Source organism: Nocardiopsis eucommiae (assembly GCF_965344335.1).
Lineage (GTDB): Bacteria > Actinomycetota > Actinomycetes > Streptosporangiales > Streptosporangiaceae > Nocardiopsis > Nocardiopsis eucommiae.
Window position 1 is genome coordinate 1 of sequence record NZ_CBDRIY010000053.1, and the last position, 20,531, is coordinate 20,531.

Sequence of the window (20,531 nt, forward strand, 5' to 3'; positions counted from 1 at the left end):
GGTGCTGGTCGTGGTCGAGGCGATCAGGTCGATGATGACCTGCAGGCTCTCCAGTGGTTTGCCGCGCCAGTTGATGGTGATGAAGCTGAACAGCCGGTGCTCGATCTTGTTCCACTTGCTGGTGGCCGGGGGCAAGTGGCAGACCTGGACGGTCAGGCCGGTTTCGTCGGCCAGCCGCTGCAGCTCGGTCTTCCACAGCCGGGTGCGGTAGCTGTTGGAGCCGCCGCAGTCGGCGGTGATGGTCAGCGTCGTCGCGGATGGGAAGCGCGTCCTGCCCAGGTGGTCCCACCAGGACCGGATGGAGGCGACGGCGAAGGCGGCGGTGTCGTGATCGACCCCGACCGACACCCAGCCCTCGTTGTTGGCCAGGTCGTAGATCCCGTAGGGGATCGCCTTGCCCAGCTCGGGGTCTTTGAAGTCGTGGGTGCGCACCTCGACCGGCTCACCCTTCGGGCGCCACTCGCGGCCGCCGTTCTTGAAGTCGCCGATCAGTTCCTTCTTCTTGGTGTCCACGCTGATCACCGGCTCGCCTGCGGCGAGTGACGCGGCGACGGTGGAGTTGATGTGGCCGAACTGGGCATCTCGGTCGGGGTGCTGGCGGCCCTCTCGGGTCTTGGCGTTGGCCTGCAGGCTGAAGCCCAGCTTGTGCAGCAGTTCGCCGACCACGACGTGACTGATCCGATGGCCTTGCTTGGTCAACTCCCGCGCCAGCTGTCGGGTGGACTTGGCCGTCCAGAGCAGTGGTGAGGTCGGATCGCCGCGGGCGTCGGGCTCGACCAGCTGCTGCAGCGCGGGCAGCAGCTCCGGATCAGTCTCGGTCAACGGCTTGCGTCCGCCCCCCGGGCGACGGGCCCGTTCGGTCACCGGCGCACCGCCGGCCAGTTCGGCGAAGCCGCTGGCGACCGTCTCCGGATGCAGCCCACTGGTGCGGGCCACCTGGGCGACACCGCCTCGGCCCAGCGCCCGCGCCTCTGCCCCCGCCAGCAGTCGACGCTGCCGCTCGTTCAGGTGCGGGAACATGCTGGCGAACTTCTCGATCAGCACCGCATCGGCGACACCGGTGATCGTCACCCGACCAAGCGTGGCCCTCCGGGGCCGAAGATGGAACTGATCCCTTCCGGTCCCTTAGCCACCACGACACTGAGCGAGGCGCATCCGCTCTTCGGTCCTCGGGAGGCCATGCCCTGGACATGGTCGATCCCGTCCGTGAACATGACATGCGCATCAGTTTTTGTCAGTGGTGGCATCGGCCTCGCCGGCGCACCGCACTGTCCGATCCGGAAGGGGCGTCCATGCCGACTCCTGCGTCCACCCTTACCGACACCGCAATCGTGGAGGCGGCCCGCGTTCACGCGCGCGACACGGTTCAGCCGTCGGCCGACGCGTGGCACCGGTCCGACGTCTTCCCCCGCGACGCCCTCCGCGCCGCCGGCGAGCTCGGCCTGGCCGGCTACTACGTTCCGCGCCGGTACGGCGGCCAGGACCTGTCGTGTGCCGACGTCGCGCCGATCTTCGAGGTCCTCAGCGAGGCCGACGGCTTCTACGCGCTGTGCCTGTCCGTGCACAACTTTGCGACGCGCGCCGTCTCGTTGGCCGCTCCGGGATCATCGGCGGAGTCCTGGATCGAGGAGCTCGCGGCCGGACGAGCACTCGCCGGGATCCTGATCACCGAGGAGGGTGGCGGCTCGGACGTCGCGGGGCAGATGACGACCCGCGCGGTGCGCGACGGTATCGGCTGGCGCCTGTCCGGCACGAAGGCGTTGGCGACCTTCGCGGGCCAGGCCGACGTCTTCGTCGTCCTCTGCCGCAGCGGGGACGCGACCACGGGCACCGACGACATGATGGTGGTCCTGGTCCAGGCCGACGATCCCGGCGTCACCGTCGGCCCGATGTACGAGAAGTCGTCGGCGTCGTTTATGCCGGTCGCCGATCTCGTTTTCGACGACGTCTACCTGGACGAGGGCCGCGTCCTGGCTCCTCCCGGGCAGGGCTTCCCCGCGGTGATGGCCACCCTCGACATGGCCCGAGTGCACGTCGCCTCGGGGGCGACGGGACTGTGCACGGCCGCGCTCCGGGCGGCCCTGCAGGACGCCGCGGATCGCCGACTGTTCGGATCCGGCGTCCTCGAGCTGCAGGGCAACCTGTTCCCGCTCACCGACGTCGAGACCAACGTCCACGCGAGCAGGCTGATGTACCGGCACGCCGCAGACCTGGTGGGCACGCGGGAGGGCGCCCTGGCCGCGGCCCACGCCAAGCGGTTCGCCACCGACGCCGCGGTGGACGCCGCCGTCGTCTGCGCCCGTGTCATGGGCGCCCGGGGGATCCGACTGGACCGCGGTCTGCCCCGGATCCTGGCCGGCGCGCAGTTCCTCACCATGGCGGACGGGGCGCAGAATGTGCAGCGCATGCTGATCGGACGCGACCTCCTCCGACGGGCGCGGGCGAGCTGATCGGCGACGGTCGGAGGCGTGGCGTGTCTCGCGAGCACGAGCGCTCCCGACCGGACGGCTGCATCACCAGCCCTGCCGACGACGCATTCGCCCAAGACGCACATCGGACGCGCTCTGCTCTCGACTTGCCGACCCGGATTGGGTAGAGATGACACCGGTATCAGTATTTCGGGGTGAGCGGAGGACTCGTGACTGAAGGCGTGGCACAGGAGCAGGCAGCGGCCGGAGCAGACGCGGTGGTCGTCGAGCAGCGCGGGGCGGCGGTGTGGCTCCGCATCAACCGGCCGGACGCGCTCAACTCCCTCAACCCGGACGTCATCGCCGGACTCGAGCAGGGTCTCGACCGCGCCGAGTCCGACGCCGCCATCCGCTGTGTCGTCCTGACCGGGACGGGCCGGGCCTTCTGCGCCGGTGCGGACCTGAAGTTCGTCCGCCAGGCCGGCGACGGGGCCGCCGACGGGGCCGGCGACGCCCAGAACCGCTTCCTCGAACGGGTCGGCGTCCTGCTCAGCCGGATCGAGACGTTCCCCAAGCCCGTCATCGCCGCGGTCAACGGGCTGGCCCTCGCCGGCGGGCTCGAGACGGTGCTCTGCTGCGACATCGTCATCGCCGCCTCCGGCGCCCGGCTCGGCGACGCCCACGCCAACTACGGGCTGCTGCCCGGCGGCGGGGCCTCCATCCGGCTCCCGCGCAAGATCGGCGTCAACCGGGCCAAGCAGCTCATCTTCACCGGCGACTTCCTGCCCGCCACCGACCCCACCTGGACCGAGCTGATCAACAGCGTGGTGCCCGACGACGAGCTGGAGCAGGCCGTCACCGCGCTGACCGACAAGCTCGCAGCGCGCAGCCCGCTGGCCATGCGCCGCGCCAAGCAGCTGGTCAACGACGGGCTCGAGCAGCCCGTGGACACCGGCCTGCGCCTGGAGCTGCTCGCCTCCGCCCTGCACCTGCACTCCGAGGACATGACCGAGGGCCTGCGGGCCTTCGAGGAGAAGCGCACGCCGCAGTTCTCCGGCCGCTGACCCCTTCCCACACCGTCGAGAGGTACTCGTGTCCACCTTCCTGTTCACCGACGAGCACGACGACTTCCGCGCCTCCGTCCGCAGCTTCAGCCAGAGTCGCCTGGCGCCGGGATACATGGCCCGGGCCACCTCCTCGGACTTCTTCTGGGACACCTACCGAGAGCTGGGCCGGCAGGGGTTGCTGGGCCTCGGCGTCTCCGAGGAGAACGGCGGCCAGGGCGCCGACCTCATCACCGTGGGCATCGCCTGCGAGGAGATCGCCGGCGCCGACTACAACGCCGCGTTCACGGTGTTCAACGCCTCGGTGGCGGGCGGGATGCTGGAGAAGAACCTCCAGCCGGGGCTCCGCGAGAAGTGGCTGCCCGGGGTGATCAGCGGCGAGCTGCTCACCGGTCTGGCGTTGACCGAGCCGGAGAGCGGATCCGATGCGCAGGCCATGCGCATGAAGGCGACGAGGGTCGAGGGCGGCTGGCTGCTCAACGGCGAGAAGACGTCGTCCAGCCTGGCGGCCCACGCCCACGGTCTGGTCGTCTTCGCCAAGACGTCGCAGGACGGCGGCACGCGCTCGGTCACCGCCTTCTTCGTCCCGCTGGACTCACCCGGCATCAGCCGGCACGCGCTCAACGACATCGGCTTCAAGCCCATCGGCCGGGCCGCCGTCGCGTTCGAGGACGTCTTCGTCCCCGAGGAGAACCAGATGGGCGAGGTCGGTCGCGGCTTCCAGATGGTGATGGGCGAGTTCGACTACACCCGGTCCCTGCTCGGGCTCATGTGCTACGGCAGCGCCCAGGCCGCCATCGACATGACCGTCGCCTACGCCAAGGAGCGCAAGGCGTTCGGCCAGCCGATCGGCCGGTTCCAGGGGGTGTCGTTCCCCCTCGCCGAGCACGCCACCTACCTCGAGGGCGTGAAGTGGCTGTCCTACCACGCGCTGGCCCTGCGCATGGCCGGACGACCACACACCAAGGAAGCCGCGATGATCAAGTGGTGGGGCCCGCAGACAGCGGTGCGGGCCATCCACGACTGCATCGTGCTGCACGGCCACGTCGCGTACTCCGAGGACCTCCCCCTCCAGCAGCTGCTCCGTGACGTGAGCGGTCTGGAGATCGGCGACGGCACCCCGCAGATCCAGAAGATGATCGTGGCCCGAGAGATGTTCGGCCGCGAGTACCTGCCCTACGCCGCCCCCCAGGCGACGGCATGACGGCCGCCCTGCCGGAGTGGCTGCCCGGCCAGCTCCGCCACGCCTACGACAACGCACCCGCGGTGCGACGGATCCTGGACGACGCGTCGGTCGCCCCCGACGACGTCCGGTCGGTCGACGACCTCGTCCGCATCCCGGTCACGACCAAGGACCGGCTGCTCGAGCTCCAGCACGCCGACCCGCCGTTCGGCGGGTTCCTCGCCGTGCCCGCGGCGGAGCTGCGCCATGTCTTCGTCTCCCCCGGCCCGCTGTTCGACCCGCAGGGCCACGACGAGCTGGGCCTGGGCTTCCAGCGGGCGTTCCGGGCCGCCGGCATCGGGCCCGGCGACATCGTGCTGAACACCTGGTCCTACCACCTGGTGCCGGCGGGCCTCGTCATGGACGAGGCCCTGAACGACGTGGGCGCCACGGTGGTGCCCGGCGGCGTCGGCAACAGCGAGACCCAGGCGGAGCTCATCCGCACGCTGGGCGTCACGGTCGTCCTGGCCAGCACCCAGTTCTTCATCACCCTGGCCGAGGCCCTCACGAACAAGGGGCACCGGCTGCCCGACGACTGGCAGGTGCGGGTGGCCTTCCTCGGCGGCGAGTTCGGCGACTGGATGGCCAAGCGCCGCAGGCTCGAGCAGCAGTACGGCCTGACCACGTCGTCGGCCTACGCGACCGGGGACGTCGGGCTCATCGGCTACGAGTGCTCCGCGCAGGAGGGCTACCACGTCGGGGACAACCTGCTGGTGCAGATCTGCGACCCGGTCAGCGGTGCGCCGCTGCCCGACGGCGAGCGCGGCGAGGTCGTCGTCACGACGTCGAACCGCACCTATCCGCTGGTCCGCTTCGGCACCGGCGACGTCTCCTACGTGCTGCCCCCGTGCTCCTGCGGGGACCCGGCGATGCGGCTGGCACCCCTGCAGGGGCGGGTCGGCCAGGCGGTCAAGGCCAAGGAGATCTTCATCTACCCGCGCCAGGCCGAGGAGACCGGCCTTCGGCTCGCCGGCGTCGACCGGGCCCAGGTCGTCATCTCGCGCAACGGCTCGCGTGACCACGTCCTCCTCCGGCTCGAGACCTCCGACGGCGGGACGGCCCCCGACCTGGCGCAGCAGGCGTCGGAGACCTTCCTCGCGCTGGCCCGGATGCGCCCCGACGAGGTCCGCGTCGAGGCCCCGGGCGGCATCTCGGCCGACGAGCCGCTCGTGGTCGACCGGAGGCAGCCATGACCGCCGTCGCCGGGCTGGTGCACACCGAGGTCGGCAGCGACGAGGTCGCCGTCGTCCGCCTCGACCATCCACCCGCCAACGCGATCAACCTCGAGACGTGCGCCGCGCTGGCCGAGGCGCTCAGGTCAACGGCCACGGCACGGGCGATCGTGCTCACCGGCACGGGACGGCTGTTCTGCGGCGGGGGTGACCTGGGCAGCTTCCTGGACGGCGACAGCCTGGTGCTCGAGACGCTGTCGGCGACGGCGCACGCGGCTGTGGAGGTCGTGGGCCTGCTGCACAGCGGCCCGCCCGTCGTCGCCGCGCTGAACGGTGCGGTGGCCGGGGCCGGCGTCGGCCTGGCGCTCAGCTGCGACCTCCGCATCAGCGAACCCGGGGTGCGGTTCATCGGCGGCTTCGGGGCGCTCGGGCTGTCACCGGACACGGGGACGTCGTACTTCCTCCCCCGCACCGTCAACCGGTCGCGGGCCCTGCGCCTGCTCCTGGACCCGGCGGGGATCGGCGCCGAGCAGGCACTGGCGTGGGGACTGGTGGACGAGATCGCGCCCGAGGGGACGGTGCTCGAGGCCGCGCAGACGGTCGCCGCCGCGCTCGGGCGGGCGCCCCGCGAGGCCGTCGTCGCGAGCCGTGCGCTGGTCGACGCGAGCGAGCCCCTGGAGGTCCACCTGCAGGAGGAGATCCGGTCACTCACGTCGCTGGCCGCCGACCCGGCCGTCGCCGAGCGGGTCCGCACGTTCCTGGCGGGAGGCCGGCGCTGATGGGCGCCCCCTCCCCGGCCGGTGCATCGGACCTGTACACCGGCGGCGCGGTCTACAGCGAAGCGATCGTCGAGGCGTTCCAGCGGTTCCCCGAGCGGGAGGCGTTCGTCCTGGGCGACCGGCGGATGACCTTCGCCGAGGGCGCGGAGTCCATGAGCCGGATCCAGCAGGTCCTGGCGGAGCTGGGGATCGGGTACCGCGGAGCGGTCGGCGCGCTGAGCGTCAACCTGCCCGAGGTGTGGCTCACGCAGGCGGCCACATACCTGCTCGGTGGGCGGTACACCGGGCTCCACCCCATGGGCTCGGTCGACGACCACGTGTGGATCTGCGACGACGCGGAGATCGAGGTCCTCGTCGTCCATCCACTCTTCGCGGAGGCCGGCCGGCAGATCCTCGAGCGGGCCTCCACCGTGCGGCACCTGCTCGTCTTCGGCGAGGCCGAGGGGGGCGAGGACCTCTTCGCGGCCATGGCGCGCCACGAACCGCGGCCGCTGGAACCCGGGCCCGCCGGGCCGGAGGACATCGCGTGGCTGCAGTACACGGGAGGGACGACCGGCCGCCCCAAGGGCGTCATGCTGCCCCAGCGCGCCATGGTGGAGCTCGCTCGTGCGGGTCACTCGGCGTGGCAGTTCCCGGCCCATCCCCGGTACCTGGTCGCGCCCCCGATCACCCACGCCGGGGTGATGCCGCTGTTCGCCACGTTGGCCCGTGGCGGCACCGTCGTCCTCCTGCAGGGCTTCGAACCCGCCTCCTTCCTCCGGACCATCGAGCAGGAGCGGGTCAACGCCACCCTCGTGGTGCCCACCATGATCTACGCGCTCCTGGACCACACCACGCCCGGCGAGCACGACCTCAGCTCGCTCGAGGTCATCCTCTACGGCGCCTCACCGATCGCCCCGGCGCGACTGGTGGAGGCCCTGGAGCGGTTCGGCCCGAAGATGGTGCAGATCTACGGGCAGACGGAGTGCGTCGGCATCACCACCAGCCTGCTGCGCGAGGAGCACGACCCGGTGAACCGGCCGGAGCTGCTGACCTCGTGCGGACGGCCGGTCCTCGGCACGAAGGTCGCCATCCTCGACGAGTCCGACCGCGAGGTGCCGCCCGGCACACCCGGTGAGATCTGCGTCCGCTCGCAGACGGTGATGTCGGGCTACTGGAAGCTGCCCGAGCTGACCGCCGAGACCCTGCGCAACGGATGGCTGCACACCGGCGACATCGGCGTGCGCGACGCGGAAGGTTTCTTCCACATCGTCGACCGCACGAAGGACATGATCATCACCGGCGGCTTCAACGTCTTCCCCAAGGAGATCGAGAACGTCCTGAGCGCACACCCGGACGTCGCCTCGGTCGCGGTGGTCGGGCGGCCGGACCCGAAGTGGGGCGAGGCCGTCACGGCCTACGTCGTCCCGCGACCGGGCGCGACCCTCGACGCCGAGGAACTCAGGGACCTGGTGAAGCGCGCCAAGGGCGCGCATCAGACGCCGAAGCACGTCGTCGTTCTCGACGCCCTGCCCATGACGCTCGTCGGGAAGATCGACAAGAAGCAGCTGCGCGCGCTCGACCTCCCGCAGACCGAGCCGGCCGCGGACTCGCCGTGACCACGCCCGGTACCCGTGGGCCCCCCCGCCCCCGCCCCGGAAGGAGACAGCCGTGAAGATCGAGGACTCGGTCGCCGTCGTGACCGGTGGCGCGTCCGGCCTCGGGGAGGCGACCGCGCGTCGCCTGCTCGACGGCGGCGCCCGGGCGGTCGTCGCCCTGGACGTGAACGCCGAGCGGGGCAAGGACCTGACCGCGGAGCTCGGCGACCGCTACCGGTTCGCCCGGACGGACATCACCGACCCCGACGAGGTCGAGGCCGTCCTGGCCGACGCCCGCGAGATCGGCGAGGTCCGCATCGTGGTCAACGCCGCGGCCATCGCCGCCCCGGCGAAGCTGCTCAGCCGCAAGGGCCCCATCCCGCTGGAGACCTTCGACAAGGGGATCAAGGTCAACCTCTACGGCCCGCTGCACGTGATGCGGGCCGCCGTCCCCGGGATGGCGGAGAACGAACCGCAGGAGGACGGCGAGCGGGGCGTCATCGTCAACGTGTCGTCCGGCGCCGCGTGGGAGGGCCAGATCGGCCAGGTGTCCTACAGCGCGTCCAAGGCGGCCCTGGTCGGCATGACCCTGCCGCTGAGCCGGGAGCTCGCGGAGCACGGCATCCGGGTGATGACCATCGCACCGGGCGCCTTCGACACCCCCATGTACGCGCAGGTCCCGCCGTCGGTGAAGGAGGGCCTGATCGCCCAGTCCCTCTTCCCGAAGCGCATGGGCCACGCCGACGAGTTCGCCATGCTCGTCGAGGAGATCGTGCGCAACCCCATGCACAACGGCCGGACCATCCGCCTCGACGGCGGCGTGATCCTCAGCCCCTCCTGACCCCTCCAGAGAGAAGGCGGCCATGACCACGACCACCACCTCCACGCCGTTCCGCGAGGGCCTCTTCCGGGAGGGCCCCGACGGACCGACCCTGCTCGGGGGCCGCTGCTCGAACTGCGGCCGCGTCACCTTCCCCGTGCCCGACATGTGCCTCGACTGCCGGGGCGAGGACATCGAGACAGTCGAGCTGGGCGGCGAGGCGGAGCTCCTCAGCGCGACGACCGTCCACATGCCCAACCGGCACTTCCCGCCCGGGCACGCCGTCGGGTTAGTGGTGCTCCCCCAGGGCCTGCGGATCTTCAGCCAGCTGCGACCGGTCGACGACAAGCCGTTCCGGTCGGGGATGCCCATGACGCTCGAGATCGCCCCGTTGTGGCGGGAGGACGACACCGACGTGCTCGCCTACCGCTTCGTCCCTGCCTGAAAGAGGTTCCACCATGCAAGACGTCGTCGTCCTCGGCGTGGGCCAGAGCGAGTTCGGCAAGTTTCCGGAGCGCAGCATCGCGGAGCTGGGCGGAGCGGCCGCAAGGACCGCCATCGCCGACGCCGGCATCGACCCGGGGAACCTGCAGGCCGCGTTCTCCTCCCGCGTGTACGAAGCCATGATCACCAGCCAGACGATCCTCAAGGACCTCGGGGTCACCGGGATCGAGATGGTCAACGTGGAGAACGCATGCGCCGGCGGCTCCACCGCCGTCCGCAGCCTGTACAAGGACATCGCCGCCGGCTACGTCGACGTCGGCATCGCCATCGGGGTGGAGTCGATGACCACCAGCCCGGTCGCCGGCAAGCTCATCCCGCCGGACAAGTACGACCTCGACGGCCAGATGGGCCTGTCGATGCCGGTGCTGTTCGCGCTCCAGGCCAAGCGCCTCATGGAAACCCACGGGGCCAAGGAGGAGGACTTCGCGCAGGTCTCGGTGAAGGCGCACGAGTTCGGCGCGCTCAACCCCAAGGCGCAGTATCGCAAGCGGTTCACCGTCGAGGAGGTGCTCGGCTCCCGGATGATCGCCGACCCGATCACCCTCCTGCAGTGCTGCCCCAACACCGACGGAGCCGCGGCCGTCGTGCTCGCGTCGGCGGACTTCGCCCGGAAGTACACCGAGAAGCCGGTCCGGATCGCCGGGTCGTCGCTGATCTCCGGCGACTACGACTTCAAGCGGGACGACCTGACCACGATGCCGCTCGGCGTGCAGGCCGCGGCCAAGGCCTACGAGCAGGCGGGCATCGGCCCGGAGGACGTCGACGTGGTGGAGCTGCACGACGCGTTCGCCACCGAGGAGCTCGTGCACTACGAGGACCTCGGGCTGTGCCCGCGCGGGGAGTCGGTGGGTCTGCTGCGCTCCGGCGCGACGTCATTGGGTGGCCGCATCCCGGTCAATCCCAGTGGTGGGCTGCTCTCCCTCGGTCACCCGCTGGCCGCGTCCGGGGTCCGGATCATCTGCGAGCTCACCGATCAGCTGCGTGGCCGCGCCGGTGACCGGCAGGTGCCCGGAGCCACGGTCGGCCTGGCCCAGATGCTCGGCGGCGCCGCGACCGGGCTCGACGCCGGGGCGGCGAGCGTCCACATCCTCACGGTGTAGCGGAGAGCCGGCCGGTCGGCACGCGGCCGGCCGGCTCCCGGCTACGAGGTGCGGCTCCCGGCTACGAGGTGCGGACGCCGAACGGCTGCGCGAACGTCTCCGCGAAGGCGAACTGCTCGACCGGGTTGCGCGTCAGGGGCTTGCCGCTGAACCCGGCCGGCGGGTAGCCGACGGCGATGAAGCCCGCGAGGGCGAGGCCCTCGGGGGCATCGAGCAGAGCGAGCACCTCGGGCTCCGCCTTGCAGAGGATCGTGGTGAGCGAGGCGCCGAGGCCCTCCTCCCGGCAGGCGAGCAGGAAGTTCTGCACGAAGGGGTAGACCGAGCCTCCGCCGACGATGCTCGGCCGGTCGAGGTCCTTGTCGGTGATCGCCAGCGCGTCGAGCCGCACGAAGACCAGGACGTGCACCGGCGCCTGGTCGAGGCGCTCGGCGAACCGGTCGGCGCGGTCGTAGAGCGCCTCGGCGTCCGGGTTGCCCGCCAGGGCACGCGCCGCGCCGCTGTAGGCCTTCCACGGCCCCATGTACAGGTCCTTCAGCGCGGTCCTGCGCTCCTGGTCCTGGACGACGACGACCCGCCAGCCCTGCCGGTTGCCGCCACTGGGGGCGAACCGTGCGTTGTCGAGGACGCGGTGCAGCACCTCGTCGGGAACGGGGCGCGGATCGAAGGACCGGGCGGTCCGTGCGGTCCGCATGACCTCGTAGAGCTCCATGCCGTCAGCTCCCCACGACCGGTCGGAGGGCGCCGTCCGGCGCGCCCGGTCCCTGCGCACCGGTGGTCTCCTCGGCGAGAGCGGCGAGCACCTCGTCGGTGTGCTCGCCGAGAGCGGGGACGTGCCGCGTCGGCGCCGCCGCGACGCCGTCGAACAGCAGCGGCTGGCGGACGTGCCGGCGCGACGGCCGCACGCCGTCGGCGGGGATGTCGACGAGCAGCCCCCGCGCCTTCACGTGCGGGTCGTCGCCGACCTCCTCGAGGGTGTGCACCGGCCCGACCGGCACCCCGGCCGCGTCGAGCACCTCGACCCACTCGTCCCGGGTCCGCGTGGCCAGCTCCTTGCCGATGCGCTCCCGCAGCTCGTCCTCGCGGGCGATCCGCTCCGAGCCGGTGAGGGCGGCGACGTCCTGCATCCCGAGCACCTCGCACAGCGGCCGCCAGAACCAGTCCTCGTGCGCGACGCTCAGGGTGATCAGCCCGTCCGACGTGGGGTAGAGCCCGTACCCGGGCTCGTGCTCGATGCCGGCGAGTGGCTCGCCGTTGAGCACCGGGACCAGCTGGGTGCTCATCCACGACACCAGGCCGTCGGTCATGGACACGTCCACGTGGGCGCCCTTGCCCGTGCTCGCCCGCTGGAGCAGCGCCCCGAGCACCCCGACGGTCGCGAACATGGCGCTGGACAGGTCGCCGATCGCCAGCTGCCCGACCGGCCCGGTGCGCTCCCCCGACACGTACTCGTGCAGCATGCCGGCGGTGGCCAGGTAGGACAGGTCGTGGGCGGGGCGGTCCCGGTAGGGGCCGTCCTGGCCGAAGCCGCTGATCGAGGCGATCACCAGACCGGGATTCGCCTGGTGCAGCACGTCGGGCCCCAGGCCCAGCCGTCCCATCGTCCCCGGCCGGTAGCCCTCGAGCAGCACGTCGGCGGTGCGGACGAGCCGCAGCAGGTTCTCGCGGCCCTCGGCCGACTTCAGGTCCAGCGTCACCGACCGCTTGTTGCGGTTGAGCGCCTCGTAGAACGCCGGGAACTGCCGGGCCGGATCACCGCCGGCCGGGCGCTCGACGAGGATCACGTCCGCGCCCATGTCCGCCATGAGCAACGTCGCGTACGGCCCCGGGTACTGCTCGGCGAGGCTCAGGACGACGATCCCGCTCAGCGGGCCCTGCCCGCCCGTGTCCGTGCCCGTCACGTCAACCGCCCACCCGTCGTGTCTCGGCCGCCCACAGCGGCTCCCGGATTCGCTTGCGCTGGATCTTCCCCGAGCCCGTCTTGGGCAGTTCGTCCACGAACAGCACCCTGCGGGGCTTCTTGTAGTCGGCGAGCTGGTCGGTGCAGACCCCGACCACGTCCCGGTCGGTGACCGTGTGTCCGGGGCGGAGGGCGACGACCGCCACGATGCACTCGCCGAACCGCTCGTCGGGGGCGCCGACCACGGCGACCTCGGCGACTCCGGGCAAGGTGGCGATCGCGTTCTCGACCTCGGTCGGGTAGACGTTGTAGCCGCCCGTGATGATCATGTCCTTCTTGCGGTCGACGACGTAGAGGTAGCCCTCCGCGTCCAGCCGCCCGAGGTCGCCGGTGGCGGCCCAGCCGTCGCCGTCGATCATCGTCGCGGTCTCGTCGGGCTTGTTCCAGTAGCCCCGCATGATGGTGTCCCCGCGGACGACGATCTCCCCCACCTCGCCCTGCGGCACGTCCGCGCCGTCGTCCCCCACCAGCCGCAGTTCGACGAAGGGGTTCACCCGCCCGGCCGAGGCCAGCCGCTCGGGCACCGGCCGGTCCGGGTCGAACACGTGCGCCGCCCGGGACATCGAGGTCAGCGGCATGGGCGTCTCGGAGAGGCCGTAGAACTGCAGGAACACGTCCCCGAAGACGCGCGTCGCCCGGCGGAGCCGGTCGGGCGCGATCGCGGCGCCACCGTAGATGACCGCCCGCAGCGACGTCTCGACCTCCCCGCCCTCGTCCTCCGCGGCGGCGGTCACCATGTTGATCATGGTGGGCACCATGGGCAGGATGGTGACCGGATGGTCGCGCAGCGCCTGGAGCGTCTCCTTCGGGTCGAACCGGGGCAGCACGAGGTTCCCCGCCCCCCGCACGAAGCAGGGGCTGGCGGTGTAGCCGGAGAAGTGGCTCAGCGGCGCGACGTGGAGCAGCAGGTCCGACTCGTCGACCGGCGGCATCTCCACGAGGCAGTTGCGCATCATGGCCGCCCAGTTGCGGTGGCTGAGCGCGGCGCCCTTCGGCAGTCCGGTGGTGCCCGAGGTGTACAGCAGCGCGGCGATGTCCTCCGCCTCCACCGCCCAGGGCACCGGCTCGGGATCCGGTGTCCCGGCGAGGAGATCGTCGTAGGACAGGTGGAGCGGGGCGCCCGGGGGCGGCTCCCCGAACCCGACGGCGACGACGACGTCGGGACAGCCGGCCAGGACGTCGTCGATCCGGCCCGCCCACTCCGGGTCGACGAACAGGGCGCGCGCCCCGGCGTCGCGCAGGATGTGCGCGACCTCCTTGGGATGCAGCCGAGGGCTCAGCGCCAGCCGGACGAAGCCACCCAGGAAGGCGGCGTGCTCCACCTCGAAGAACTCGGCGCGGTTCGACGTGAGCAGCACGACCCGGTCCCCGTGGACGAGGCCGTGGGCGCGCAGGGCAGCCGCGACCCGCAGGGCACGCGCCCCCAGTTCGCCGTACGTGACGGTCCGGTCGTCCTGGACGACGGCTGTGCGCGGCGCGAACTGCTCGTAGCTCCGCCGCAGGAGGTCGGCGACCGTGACGCTGGGAACCGGCCGCGGCGCTCCCACCGCGGACATGCCGCCTCCCATCAGTCCCGCGACAGGATCGTCACGCAGACCGCGGCCGGGTCCGGCCCCAGGTAGCCACCGCCGTTCTCGGCCAGGGCGACCCGCGCACCCTCGACCTGCCGCTCCCCCAGCGTGCCGCGGAGCTGCTCGGTGAGCTCGACCAGCTGGGCGAGGCCGGTCGCGCCGACCGGGTGGCCCTTGCTGATCAGCCCGCCACTGGTGTTGACCGGGATCCGGCCGCCCAGCGTGGTGTCGCCGGAGGCCAGCAGCTTCGGGGCCTCACCGGGCCCGCACAAGCCGAGCTCCTCGTAGATGATCAGCTCCGCCGGGGCAGCCGCGTCGTGCACCTCCACGACGTCGACGTCCTCCGGGCCGAGGCCGGCCACCTCGTAGGCCCGCTTGGCCGCACGCTCGGCCGCGGTCTCGGGCGAGGGGCCCTCACGGCCGGACACCAGGGACGACGCGCGGACGCGCACCTTCGGCGTCTCCAGCCGGGACGCCACCTCCTCGGAGCAGAACACGATCGCCGCCGCGCCGTCACCGATCGGCGAGCACATGAGCAGCGTCAGGGGGCCGCTGATCTGCCGGCTCCCGAGCACCTCCTCCACGGTCACCAGGTTGCGGTACTGCGCCCGGGGGTTGAGCGCGGCGTGCCGGTGGCTCTTCACCGCCACGGCGGCGAAGTCCTCGGCGGTCGCACCGCTGCGCGCCATGTACTTCTTCGCCATGTCGGCGTACACGTCCATGAAGAAGGACCGGTCGCCGGTCGCGGCAGGGTCGGCCTGCTCGTTGTAGAGCGCGGCCTTGAGCTCGTCGAGCCGCTCCTGGTCGACCGCCGCCGCCAGCGCGGTGAACGCGCGGGTCTTGTCCGGGTGCGAGAGCTTCTCGGCGCCGACGGCCAGGGCGACGTCGACCTGCCCCGAGGCGACGGAGAGCCACGCCAGGTTGGCCGCCGTCGACGCCGACGCGCAGGCGTTCTCCACGTTGACGATCGGCTTGCCGAGCAGGCCCGTCTCGCGCAGCGCGATCTGGCCACGGACCATCTCCTGGCCGGTCATCAGGCCGGCGGTCGCGTTGGCGTAGAAGACCGTCTCGACGTCGGGGACGCCGAGGCCGGCGTCCGCCAGCGCGCCGGTGGTGGCTTCCACGGCGAGATTGCCCACCGTGCGGTCGGGGAACTTGCCGAAGGCGGTCATTCCCACGCCGCCCACGAAGACGTCTCTCATGCTGCACTCCTCATCGGTACTGCTAGGAGACGACGTAGCCGCCGTCCACGGTGACGACCTGACCGGTCATGTACCCGGCCGCGTCGGAGACGAGGAACGTGGCCAGCGCGGCCACCTCCTCCGGGGTGCCGAACCGGGCGGCCGGCACCTTGCGCAGGACCATGTCGCGCAGGCTGTCGTTCTGCCGCATCCCCTCGGTCAGGTCCGTCTCGATGTAGCCGGGGGCCACCCCGTTGATCCGCACGCCACGGTCGGCCCACTCGACGGCCAGCGTGCGCGTCATGGAGTCCAGACCGCCCTTCGCCGCGACGTAGGGCAGGCCGCGCAGGACCCCGCGCTGCGCGGTCACCGACGACATGGTCACGATCGACCCGCGCCCCGCGGCCAGCATGTGCCGGCCCACGGCCTGGATCGCGAAGAACAGGCCTCGGAGGTTGACCGCGAGGGAGTCGTCCCACTCCTTCGTGGTCAGCTTCTCCGCGCGGATGAAGTACGGGTTCATGCCCGCGTTGGCGACGAGGCCGTCGATCCGCCCGTACTGCCGGTGGACGTCGTCGATCACCGCCGTCGTCGCGTCGACGTCGCTCACGTCGTGGATGGCCACGCTCGCCTCGGCGCCGAGCTCGCGGACGGCCCGCGCGACCTCCTCGGCGTTCTCCTTCGAACGCCCCGACACCACGACGGTGGCACCGGCCCGTGCGAGGTCCAGGCAGCAGGCCCGCCCGATACCCCGCGTGCCCCCGACGACGAGGACCACCTTGCCGGCGCAGGCGCCGCCTACCGGTCCCACTCGTAGCCCTTCAGCAGCGTGGCCGCGGCGACCATGTACTGGATGGTGGGCGGCCCCTCCTCCAGCCAGTTGAGCCGCGCGTCGCGGTACAGCCGTTCGATCGGGTGCTTGCGGGTGTAGCCGATACCGCCGAACACGAGGAGAGCGCGGTCGGTGACCCGCCCCACGGCCTCGAGCCCGAACAGCTTGCACATCGAGGCCTCCGCCGGGATGCGCAGGCCGCGGTCCCACTTCTCCGCGGCGTCGCTGATCATGTTGCGCAGCGCGTAGACGTCCGTCGCCATCTCCGCGAGGTAGCGCTGGATGCCCTGCCGGGCGGCGAGCGGTTTCCCGAAGGTGACCCGGTCCTTCGAGTACTGCAGGGCGAGCTCCAGCGACCGCTCGGCGGTGCCCAGCGAGGTGGCCGCGATGAAGACCCGGCTGATCTCCAGCGCCTGCTCCATCTGGGCCAGACCGCGCCCCTCCTCGCCGAGGAGGTTGGTCACCGGGACACGCACGTCGACGAAGGTCAGCAGCCCGTGCTGCCCGCCCTTGCAGCCCATGGTCTCGGGCAGCGCCTCGATGCTGAAGCCCGGGGTGTCCCGCTCCACGAGGACGGCGCTGACCGCCTCCTCGCCGCCGGTCGGGTCGGTCTTGCCGAACACGATGAAGTGGGTGGCGAAGTCGGAATTGGTGATCAGCCACTTGCGGCCGTTGATCACGTAGTCGTCGCCGTCGCGGACGATCGTCGTGCCGAGGTCCGCCCCGCTGCCGTGGTCGGGCTCGGTCAGGGCGAACGCGACCGAGTTCGTCCCGTCGACGCAGCCCGGGAGGATCGCCTTGCGCTGCTCCTCGTTGCCCAGTTCCCAGAGCGCGTGCGCCATGGAGTTGTGGACGTGGACGACGACGCGGATGCCACCCTGGACCTTCGCGAACTCACCCAGCACCGGCAGGTACTGCGTCATCGACAGCCCGACGCCGCCGTACTCCTCCGGGATCGTCAGCCCGAACGCCCGCATCTCGCGCAGCAGGGGCATCAGCCGGTCGTACGGCAGGCTCTCGGTGTTCTCGATCTCTTCCTCGAGCGGGTCGAGATCCCGCCAGATGGCCTCGAAGAGTTCCGACCTGAAGCTTTCGTACGACGCGGCGTCCATGCTCACCTGACCATTCGGGAGGTCTGCGGAATCTAGCTTTTGACGTTCGTATCAGTTTTGCCGACGCCCGACAGGACCGTCAAGGGCCGGCTCGCCCCGGCGGCGTCCGATCAGCCGTCGAGGCCGATGCAGGAGGTGCAGCGTCCGTCGCGGTGCGCCGCCTCGGCGGCCACCCGGTCGGCGTCCTCCTGGTACTGCGGGACGTCGACCCGGGGCTTCCGGGTCTCCTCGCCCTCGTCGTTCCGCCACTCCTGGTCCCCGGGCCAGGTCACGTCGAGGTCGACGATCGTGCCGGGCGGGGAAGCGGCCTCCAGGAGGTCGAGCGCGGCGCCCACGATGGCCGCCTGGGTGTCCGGCACGCCGGGAGGCCCCGCCGTGTGGCCGAGGGGGAAGTCCACGAACACCGTCCGCGGGGGACGGACGGCGGCGGTGATGCTCCGTGCGCTCGAGAGCGTGACCGTGGGGATGCCCGCGGCCTCGAGATGACGCGCGATCAGTCCAACTGACTGATGGCAGACCGGCTAGACGGGCACCAGCAGGGCGGCGTCGATCTCCTGGGCCACCATGTGCCGGGCCAGCTCGGGCGCGAGCTGCTCCCGCACCCGGCGCGCGGAGTAGACGCCGCCCATGAACCCGAAGGCGGTCGGCGCGAGCTCGCCGATCCGCCCTCGGGACACGAGGTCCCGCAGGGGGTCCAGGGGCAGGACGCAGTTGGGATCGCGTCGCGCGTCCGTGGTGTCGTACGCGAAGTGGGTCACCCGGAGCTCCGACGTCGGCACCGCGGTGTCGATCGCCCGGAAGGAGGTGTCGTCCTTGTAGTGAAAGGCCACCTGCCCGACCCGGTACACGCCTCCGGAGGAGGCGACGCCGAGGCGGCACTCCGACAGCGGCTTCGGCAGCTCGGCCATGGGCGGGTCCTCGTCGCTGTGGACCCAGGCGTAGGGCTGATAACCCAGCTTCGTGTACGTGTCCCGGGTCCGGGCGATGTAGTCGACCGGGGCCGGACCGCCCTGACCGGCGTCCCCGCCCTCGCCGCTCACCCCAGCCACCGCTTCCGGCGACGGTAGTGCTTGATGTCGCGGAAGCTCTTGCGCTCACCGGTGGCCCCGAGGCCCAGGTAGAACTCGCGGATGTCCTCGTTGGAGCGGAGGCTCTCGGCCGTGCCGTCCAGCACGATGCGCCCGTTGTCGAGGACATACCCGTAGTCGGCCAGGGCGAGGGCCGCGGCGGTGTTCTGCTCCACGATCACCAGGGCCAGATCCTCCTGCCGGAGCCGGTGCAGGATCGAGAAGATCTCCTCCACCATGAGCGGCGCCAGGCCGAGGGACGGCTCGTCGATCATCATGAGCTTCGGCCTGGCCATCAGCGCCCGGCCGATGACCAGCATCTGCTGCTCGCCGCCGGAGAGATAGCCCGACGTCCGGCCGCGCAGGTCGGCCAGCCGCGGGAAGTACTCGTAGGTCAGCTCGAGCGACTCCTTGGCGTCCTTGCTGCGCTGGAGGTGCCCACCGGCCACGAGGTTCTGCTCGACAGTCATGTGCTCGAGGACCTTGCGGCCCTCCATCACGTGGAGGATGCCCTTCCGGACCGTCCGTTCGGCGGCGAGCGTGTCGATCCGCTCGCCGGCGAACCGCACCTGCCCGGCGCTGACGAGACCCTCTTCGGTCTTGAGCACGCCCGAGACAGCCTTGAGGGTCGTGCTCTTGCCGGCGCCGTTGGGGCCCAGCAGCGCCACGCAGCCCCGCTGGGGCACCGTGATGTTGATGCCCTTGAGGACCAGGATGACCCCGCTGTAGGTCACCTCGACGTTGCTGAGCTCGAGGAGCGGCGACCCGCCGGGGCCGCCCTGGTCTGCTGTGGATGGCGCCGACCCGGGGGCGCCCTCGGCGAGGGCACCCCCGGACCGTGCCGCGGGACCTGCTACCACTTGTCGAGCTCCGGGATCTCGTGCTCCAGCGCGGCTCGGGAGTACACCCCGTCGGTGACGGTTCCGACGCTGGTGGTGAGCCCGCTGGTCGGGAACGGCGCCTCCGGCGTCCAGTCCAGGTTGGGGAGGAACCCGAACATGTCGTCGGCGGTCAGCTCGGCCTCGAGGATGGCGTCGTAGATGGCCTGGCCGGTGAGGTTCTCGGCACCCACCGTCTCGACCGCCTGCTCGACGACCCGGTTCGCGTACAGCTGGTGCGCGATGCCCTGGACCGTGGGCACCGTCCAGTCCGCCTCCAGGCCGTAGTCCTCGGTGAGCATCTTGTAGAAGTCGTACGCCTCGCCCTCTTCCTCGGCCGGCACGACGAAGCCGAAGGACTCGAAGTCGCCCTCGAGGTTCTCCAGCCCACCGGCCGCGTCACCCGTGGCCTGGAGGCTGTTGTGCGAGCTCAACATGATCGGGATCTCCGCGTTGAGCGACGCCAGGGCCTGCTTGGTGACGACTGCCTGCGTGGTGTTCGTCTGGATGAGGATCACGTCTGCCTCGGCGTCGACGATCCGCCGCACCTGGCTCGTGAGGTCGGCCGGCTGGACCTCGGCGAACTCCACCGCCACGAGCTCGGCCACGTCCGGGTTGTTCTCCGCGAAGCCCTCCATGCCGTCGACCATGTCGACGTAGGCGGGGGACGCCTCGGAGGAGACCATGGCGACCTTCACCGGCTCGTCCATCCCCCGGTCCTCCTGGAACCAGGAGACGAAGCCGGCGGCCTCGTGGACGTAGGTGGCCCGCGGGTTGAACACCCACTGGTCCGGCTCCCAGGCGTAGCCGTAGCCGGCCGTGTTCATGAGCATCGGCACCTTGTCGCTGGGCAGCCGCTGCTGGAGTGCGGCGACGTCGGGACCGCCGACGCCCATCGCCATGATCGGCTCGATGTCGGAGAGGATGCCCGGCCAGAGGCTCGCGACCTGCGCGGCGTCGTACCGGTGGTCGTAGACCTCTCCCTCCAGCTGCACGCCGATCTCGCTGCCAACCGTGTCGTTCCACCAGTCGTTGGTCGCCTCGCGGGCGGCCTGCAGCTCGTCGTAGACGTCGGCGTACGGCCCGGAGAAGTCGACCAGCCACGCCTGGTTGTAGCTCGTGCCTCCCGACGCGTCGCCGCCGCCGCCTCCGCCGCCGCCGCCCTCGTCGTCACCGCCACAGGCGGTCAGCAGGGTGGTCGCAGCCACGGTGGCCGCGAGGACGCGACCGCTTCTCTTGCTCGCCATTCTTTTCTCCATCTCTAGGAGTAGCCGGGGGTGGATCGGA

General features: G+C 71.3%; 20 protein-coding genes. 9 read left to right on the top strand and 11 right to left on the bottom strand.

The features are described 5' to 3' along the window. The coding region (locus tag ACRWK8_RS24410; RefSeq protein WP_431873019.1) for an ISAzo13 family transposase at nucleotides 1-1,020 on the bottom strand (1,020 nt) is incomplete at its 3' end. Between the two features lie 272 nt (nucleotides 1,021-1,292). On the opposite strand from ACRWK8_RS24410, the gene ACRWK8_RS24415 reads away from it, so the two are divergent. The 9 genes from ACRWK8_RS24415 to ACRWK8_RS24455 all read left to right on the top strand — a co-directional run bounded on the left by ACRWK8_RS24415 (nucleotide 1,293) and on the right by ACRWK8_RS24455 (nucleotide 10,646). After that, nucleotides 1,293-2,450, top strand: coding sequence for an acyl-CoA dehydrogenase family protein (locus tag ACRWK8_RS24415; RefSeq protein WP_431872989.1), 1,158 nt, complete (start codon nucleotides 1,293-1,295; stop codon nucleotides 2,448-2,450). Nucleotides 2,451-2,638: 188 nt separating this feature from the next. Continuing rightward, a complete protein-coding gene (locus ACRWK8_RS24420) occupies nucleotides 2,639-3,472 on the top strand; it encodes an enoyl-CoA hydratase/isomerase family protein (RefSeq protein WP_431872990.1) in 834 nt (277 codons plus the stop codon). A 28-nt stretch (nucleotides 3,473-3,500) separates the two neighbouring features. Next, nucleotides 3,501-4,676, top strand: coding sequence for an acyl-CoA dehydrogenase family protein (locus ACRWK8_RS24425; RefSeq protein WP_431872991.1), 1,176 nt, complete (start codon nucleotides 3,501-3,503; stop codon nucleotides 4,674-4,676). After that, the gene (locus ACRWK8_RS24430; RefSeq protein ID WP_431872992.1) at nucleotides 4,673-5,887 is read left to right on the top strand and encodes a phenylacetate--CoA ligase family protein; all 1,215 of its coding nucleotides are present in this window, start codon (nucleotides 4,673-4,675) and stop codon (nucleotides 5,885-5,887) included. Before ACRWK8_RS24425 ends, ACRWK8_RS24430 begins: the two co-directional genes overlap by 4 nt. Then, a complete protein-coding gene (locus ACRWK8_RS24435; protein WP_431872993.1) occupies nucleotides 5,884-6,645 on the top strand; it encodes an enoyl-CoA hydratase/isomerase family protein in 762 nt (253 codons plus the stop codon). Before ACRWK8_RS24430 ends, ACRWK8_RS24435 begins: the two co-directional genes overlap by 4 nt. Beyond that, nucleotides 6,645-8,243 carry an AMP-binding protein gene (locus ACRWK8_RS24440; RefSeq protein WP_431872994.1) on the top strand — a complete coding sequence of 533 codons (1,599 nt, stop codon included), beginning with the start codon at nucleotides 6,645-6,647 and terminating at the stop codon, nucleotides 8,241-8,243. Before ACRWK8_RS24435 ends, ACRWK8_RS24440 begins: the two co-directional genes overlap by 1 nt. A gap of 52 nt (nucleotides 8,244-8,295) precedes the next feature. Beyond that, nucleotides 8,296-9,063 carry an SDR family NAD(P)-dependent oxidoreductase gene (locus tag ACRWK8_RS24445; protein WP_431872995.1) on the top strand — a complete coding sequence of 256 codons (768 nt, stop codon included), beginning with the start codon at nucleotides 8,296-8,298 and terminating at the stop codon, nucleotides 9,061-9,063. A gap of 22 nt (nucleotides 9,064-9,085) precedes the next feature. Then, nucleotides 9,086-9,487 carry a Zn-ribbon domain-containing OB-fold protein gene (locus ACRWK8_RS24450; protein ID WP_431872996.1) on the top strand — a complete coding sequence of 134 codons (402 nt, stop codon included), beginning with the start codon at nucleotides 9,086-9,088 and terminating at the stop codon, nucleotides 9,485-9,487. A gap of 13 nt (nucleotides 9,488-9,500) precedes the next feature. Beyond that, entirely contained in the window at nucleotides 9,501-10,646 is a 1,146-nt protein-coding gene (locus ACRWK8_RS24455) for a thiolase family protein (RefSeq protein ID WP_431872997.1), read from the top strand. A 61-nt stretch (nucleotides 10,647-10,707) separates the two neighbouring features. Here the strand turns inward: ACRWK8_RS24455 and ACRWK8_RS24460 are convergent, their stop codons facing one another. The 10 genes from ACRWK8_RS24460 to ACRWK8_RS24505 all read right to left on the bottom strand — a co-directional run bounded on the left by ACRWK8_RS24460 (nucleotide 10,708) and on the right by ACRWK8_RS24505 (nucleotide 20,491). Then, nucleotides 10,708-11,355 carry a nitroreductase family protein gene (locus ACRWK8_RS24460; protein ID WP_431872998.1) on the bottom strand — a complete coding sequence of 216 codons (648 nt, stop codon included), beginning with the start codon at nucleotides 11,353-11,355 and terminating at the stop codon, nucleotides 10,708-10,710. Between the two features lie 4 nt (nucleotides 11,356-11,359). Further along, on the bottom strand, nucleotides 11,360-12,544 hold the full coding sequence (locus ACRWK8_RS24465; protein WP_431872999.1) for a CaiB/BaiF CoA transferase family protein: 1,185 nt from the start codon (nucleotides 12,542-12,544) through the stop codon (nucleotides 11,360-11,362). A 1-nt stretch (nucleotide 12,545) separates the two neighbouring features. Next, nucleotides 12,546-14,159 (bottom strand): class I adenylate-forming enzyme family protein, encoded by a 1,614-nt coding sequence (locus ACRWK8_RS24470; RefSeq protein WP_431873000.1) that lies wholly within the window; start codon nucleotides 14,157-14,159, stop codon nucleotides 12,546-12,548. An 11-nt stretch (nucleotides 14,160-14,170) separates the two neighbouring features. Beyond that, nucleotides 14,171-15,376, bottom strand: a complete 1,206-nt coding sequence (locus tag ACRWK8_RS24475) for a thiolase family protein (RefSeq protein ID WP_431873001.1) — start codon at nucleotides 15,374-15,376, stop codon at nucleotides 14,171-14,173. A 22-nt stretch (nucleotides 15,377-15,398) separates the two neighbouring features. Continuing rightward, entirely contained in the window at nucleotides 15,399-16,166 is a 768-nt protein-coding gene (locus ACRWK8_RS24480; protein ID WP_431873002.1) for an SDR family NAD(P)-dependent oxidoreductase, read from the bottom strand. Next, nucleotides 16,154-17,299, bottom strand: a complete 1,146-nt coding sequence (locus ACRWK8_RS24485; protein ID WP_431873020.1) for an acyl-CoA dehydrogenase family protein — start codon at nucleotides 17,297-17,299, stop codon at nucleotides 16,154-16,156. Before ACRWK8_RS24485 ends, ACRWK8_RS24480 begins: the two co-directional genes overlap by 13 nt. Nucleotides 17,300-17,409: 110 nt before the next feature. Beyond that, nucleotides 17,410-17,697 (bottom strand): hypothetical protein, encoded by a 288-nt coding sequence (locus ACRWK8_RS24490; protein ID WP_431873003.1) that lies wholly within the window; start codon nucleotides 17,695-17,697, stop codon nucleotides 17,410-17,412. Nucleotides 17,698-17,820: 123 nt separating this feature from the next. Continuing rightward, the gene (locus ACRWK8_RS24495) at nucleotides 17,821-18,339 is read right to left on the bottom strand and encodes a glycine/sarcosine/betaine reductase selenoprotein B family protein (RefSeq protein WP_431873004.1); all 519 of its coding nucleotides are present in this window, start codon (nucleotides 18,337-18,339) and stop codon (nucleotides 17,821-17,823) included. Further along, entirely contained in the window at nucleotides 18,336-19,226 is an 891-nt protein-coding gene (locus ACRWK8_RS24500; RefSeq protein WP_089336766.1) for an ABC transporter ATP-binding protein, read from the bottom strand. The genes ACRWK8_RS24495 and ACRWK8_RS24500 overlap by 4 nt, the downstream gene beginning before the upstream one ends. Continuing rightward, nucleotides 19,220-20,491 carry an ABC transporter substrate-binding protein gene (locus ACRWK8_RS24505; protein ID WP_431873005.1) on the bottom strand — a complete coding sequence of 424 codons (1,272 nt, stop codon included), beginning with the start codon at nucleotides 20,489-20,491 and terminating at the stop codon, nucleotides 19,220-19,222. The genes ACRWK8_RS24500 and ACRWK8_RS24505 overlap by 7 nt, the downstream gene beginning before the upstream one ends. Between the last annotated feature and the right edge of the window lie 40 nt (nucleotides 20,492-20,531).

What these genes read in the sequence shown, in the direction of transcription:
- ACRWK8_RS24435 (WP_431872993.1), top strand. Translation starts at nt 5,884, where the DNA reads ATGACCGCCGTCGCCGGGCTGGTGCACACCGAGGTCGGCAGCGACGAG.
- ACRWK8_RS24460 (WP_431872998.1), bottom strand. Translation starts at nt 11,355, where the DNA reads ATGGAGCTCTACGAGGTCATGCGGACCGCACGGACCGCCCGGTCCTTC.
- ACRWK8_RS24455 (WP_431872997.1), top strand. Translation starts at nt 9,501, where the DNA reads ATGCAAGACGTCGTCGTCCTCGGCGTGGGCCAGAGCGAGTTCGGCAAG.
- ACRWK8_RS24430 (WP_431872992.1), top strand. Translation starts at nt 4,673, where the DNA reads ATGACGGCCGCCCTGCCGGAGTGGCTGCCCGGCCAGCTCCGCCACGCC.
- ACRWK8_RS24475 (WP_431873001.1), bottom strand. Translation starts at nt 15,376, where the DNA reads ATGAGAGACGTCTTCGTGGGCGGCGTGGGAATGACCGCCTTCGGCAAG.
- ACRWK8_RS24415 (WP_431872989.1), top strand. Translation starts at nt 1,293, where the DNA reads ATGCCGACTCCTGCGTCCACCCTTACCGACACCGCAATCGTGGAGGCG.
- ACRWK8_RS24440 (WP_431872994.1), top strand. Translation starts at nt 6,645, where the DNA reads ATGGGCGCCCCCTCCCCGGCCGGTGCATCGGACCTGTACACCGGCGGC.
- ACRWK8_RS24505 (WP_431873005.1), bottom strand. Translation starts at nt 20,491, where the DNA reads ATGGCGAGCAAGAGAAGCGGTCGCGTCCTCGCGGCCACCGTGGCTGCG.
- ACRWK8_RS24450 (WP_431872996.1), top strand. Translation starts at nt 9,086, where the DNA reads ATGACCACGACCACCACCTCCACGCCGTTCCGCGAGGGCCTCTTCCGG.
- ACRWK8_RS24470 (WP_431873000.1), bottom strand. Translation starts at nt 14,159, where the DNA reads ATGTCCGCGGTGGGAGCGCCGCGGCCGGTTCCCAGCGTCACGGTCGCC.
- ACRWK8_RS24485 (WP_431873020.1), bottom strand. Translation starts at nt 17,299, where the DNA reads ATGGACGCCGCGTCGTACGAAAGCTTCAGGTCGGAACTCTTCGAGGCC.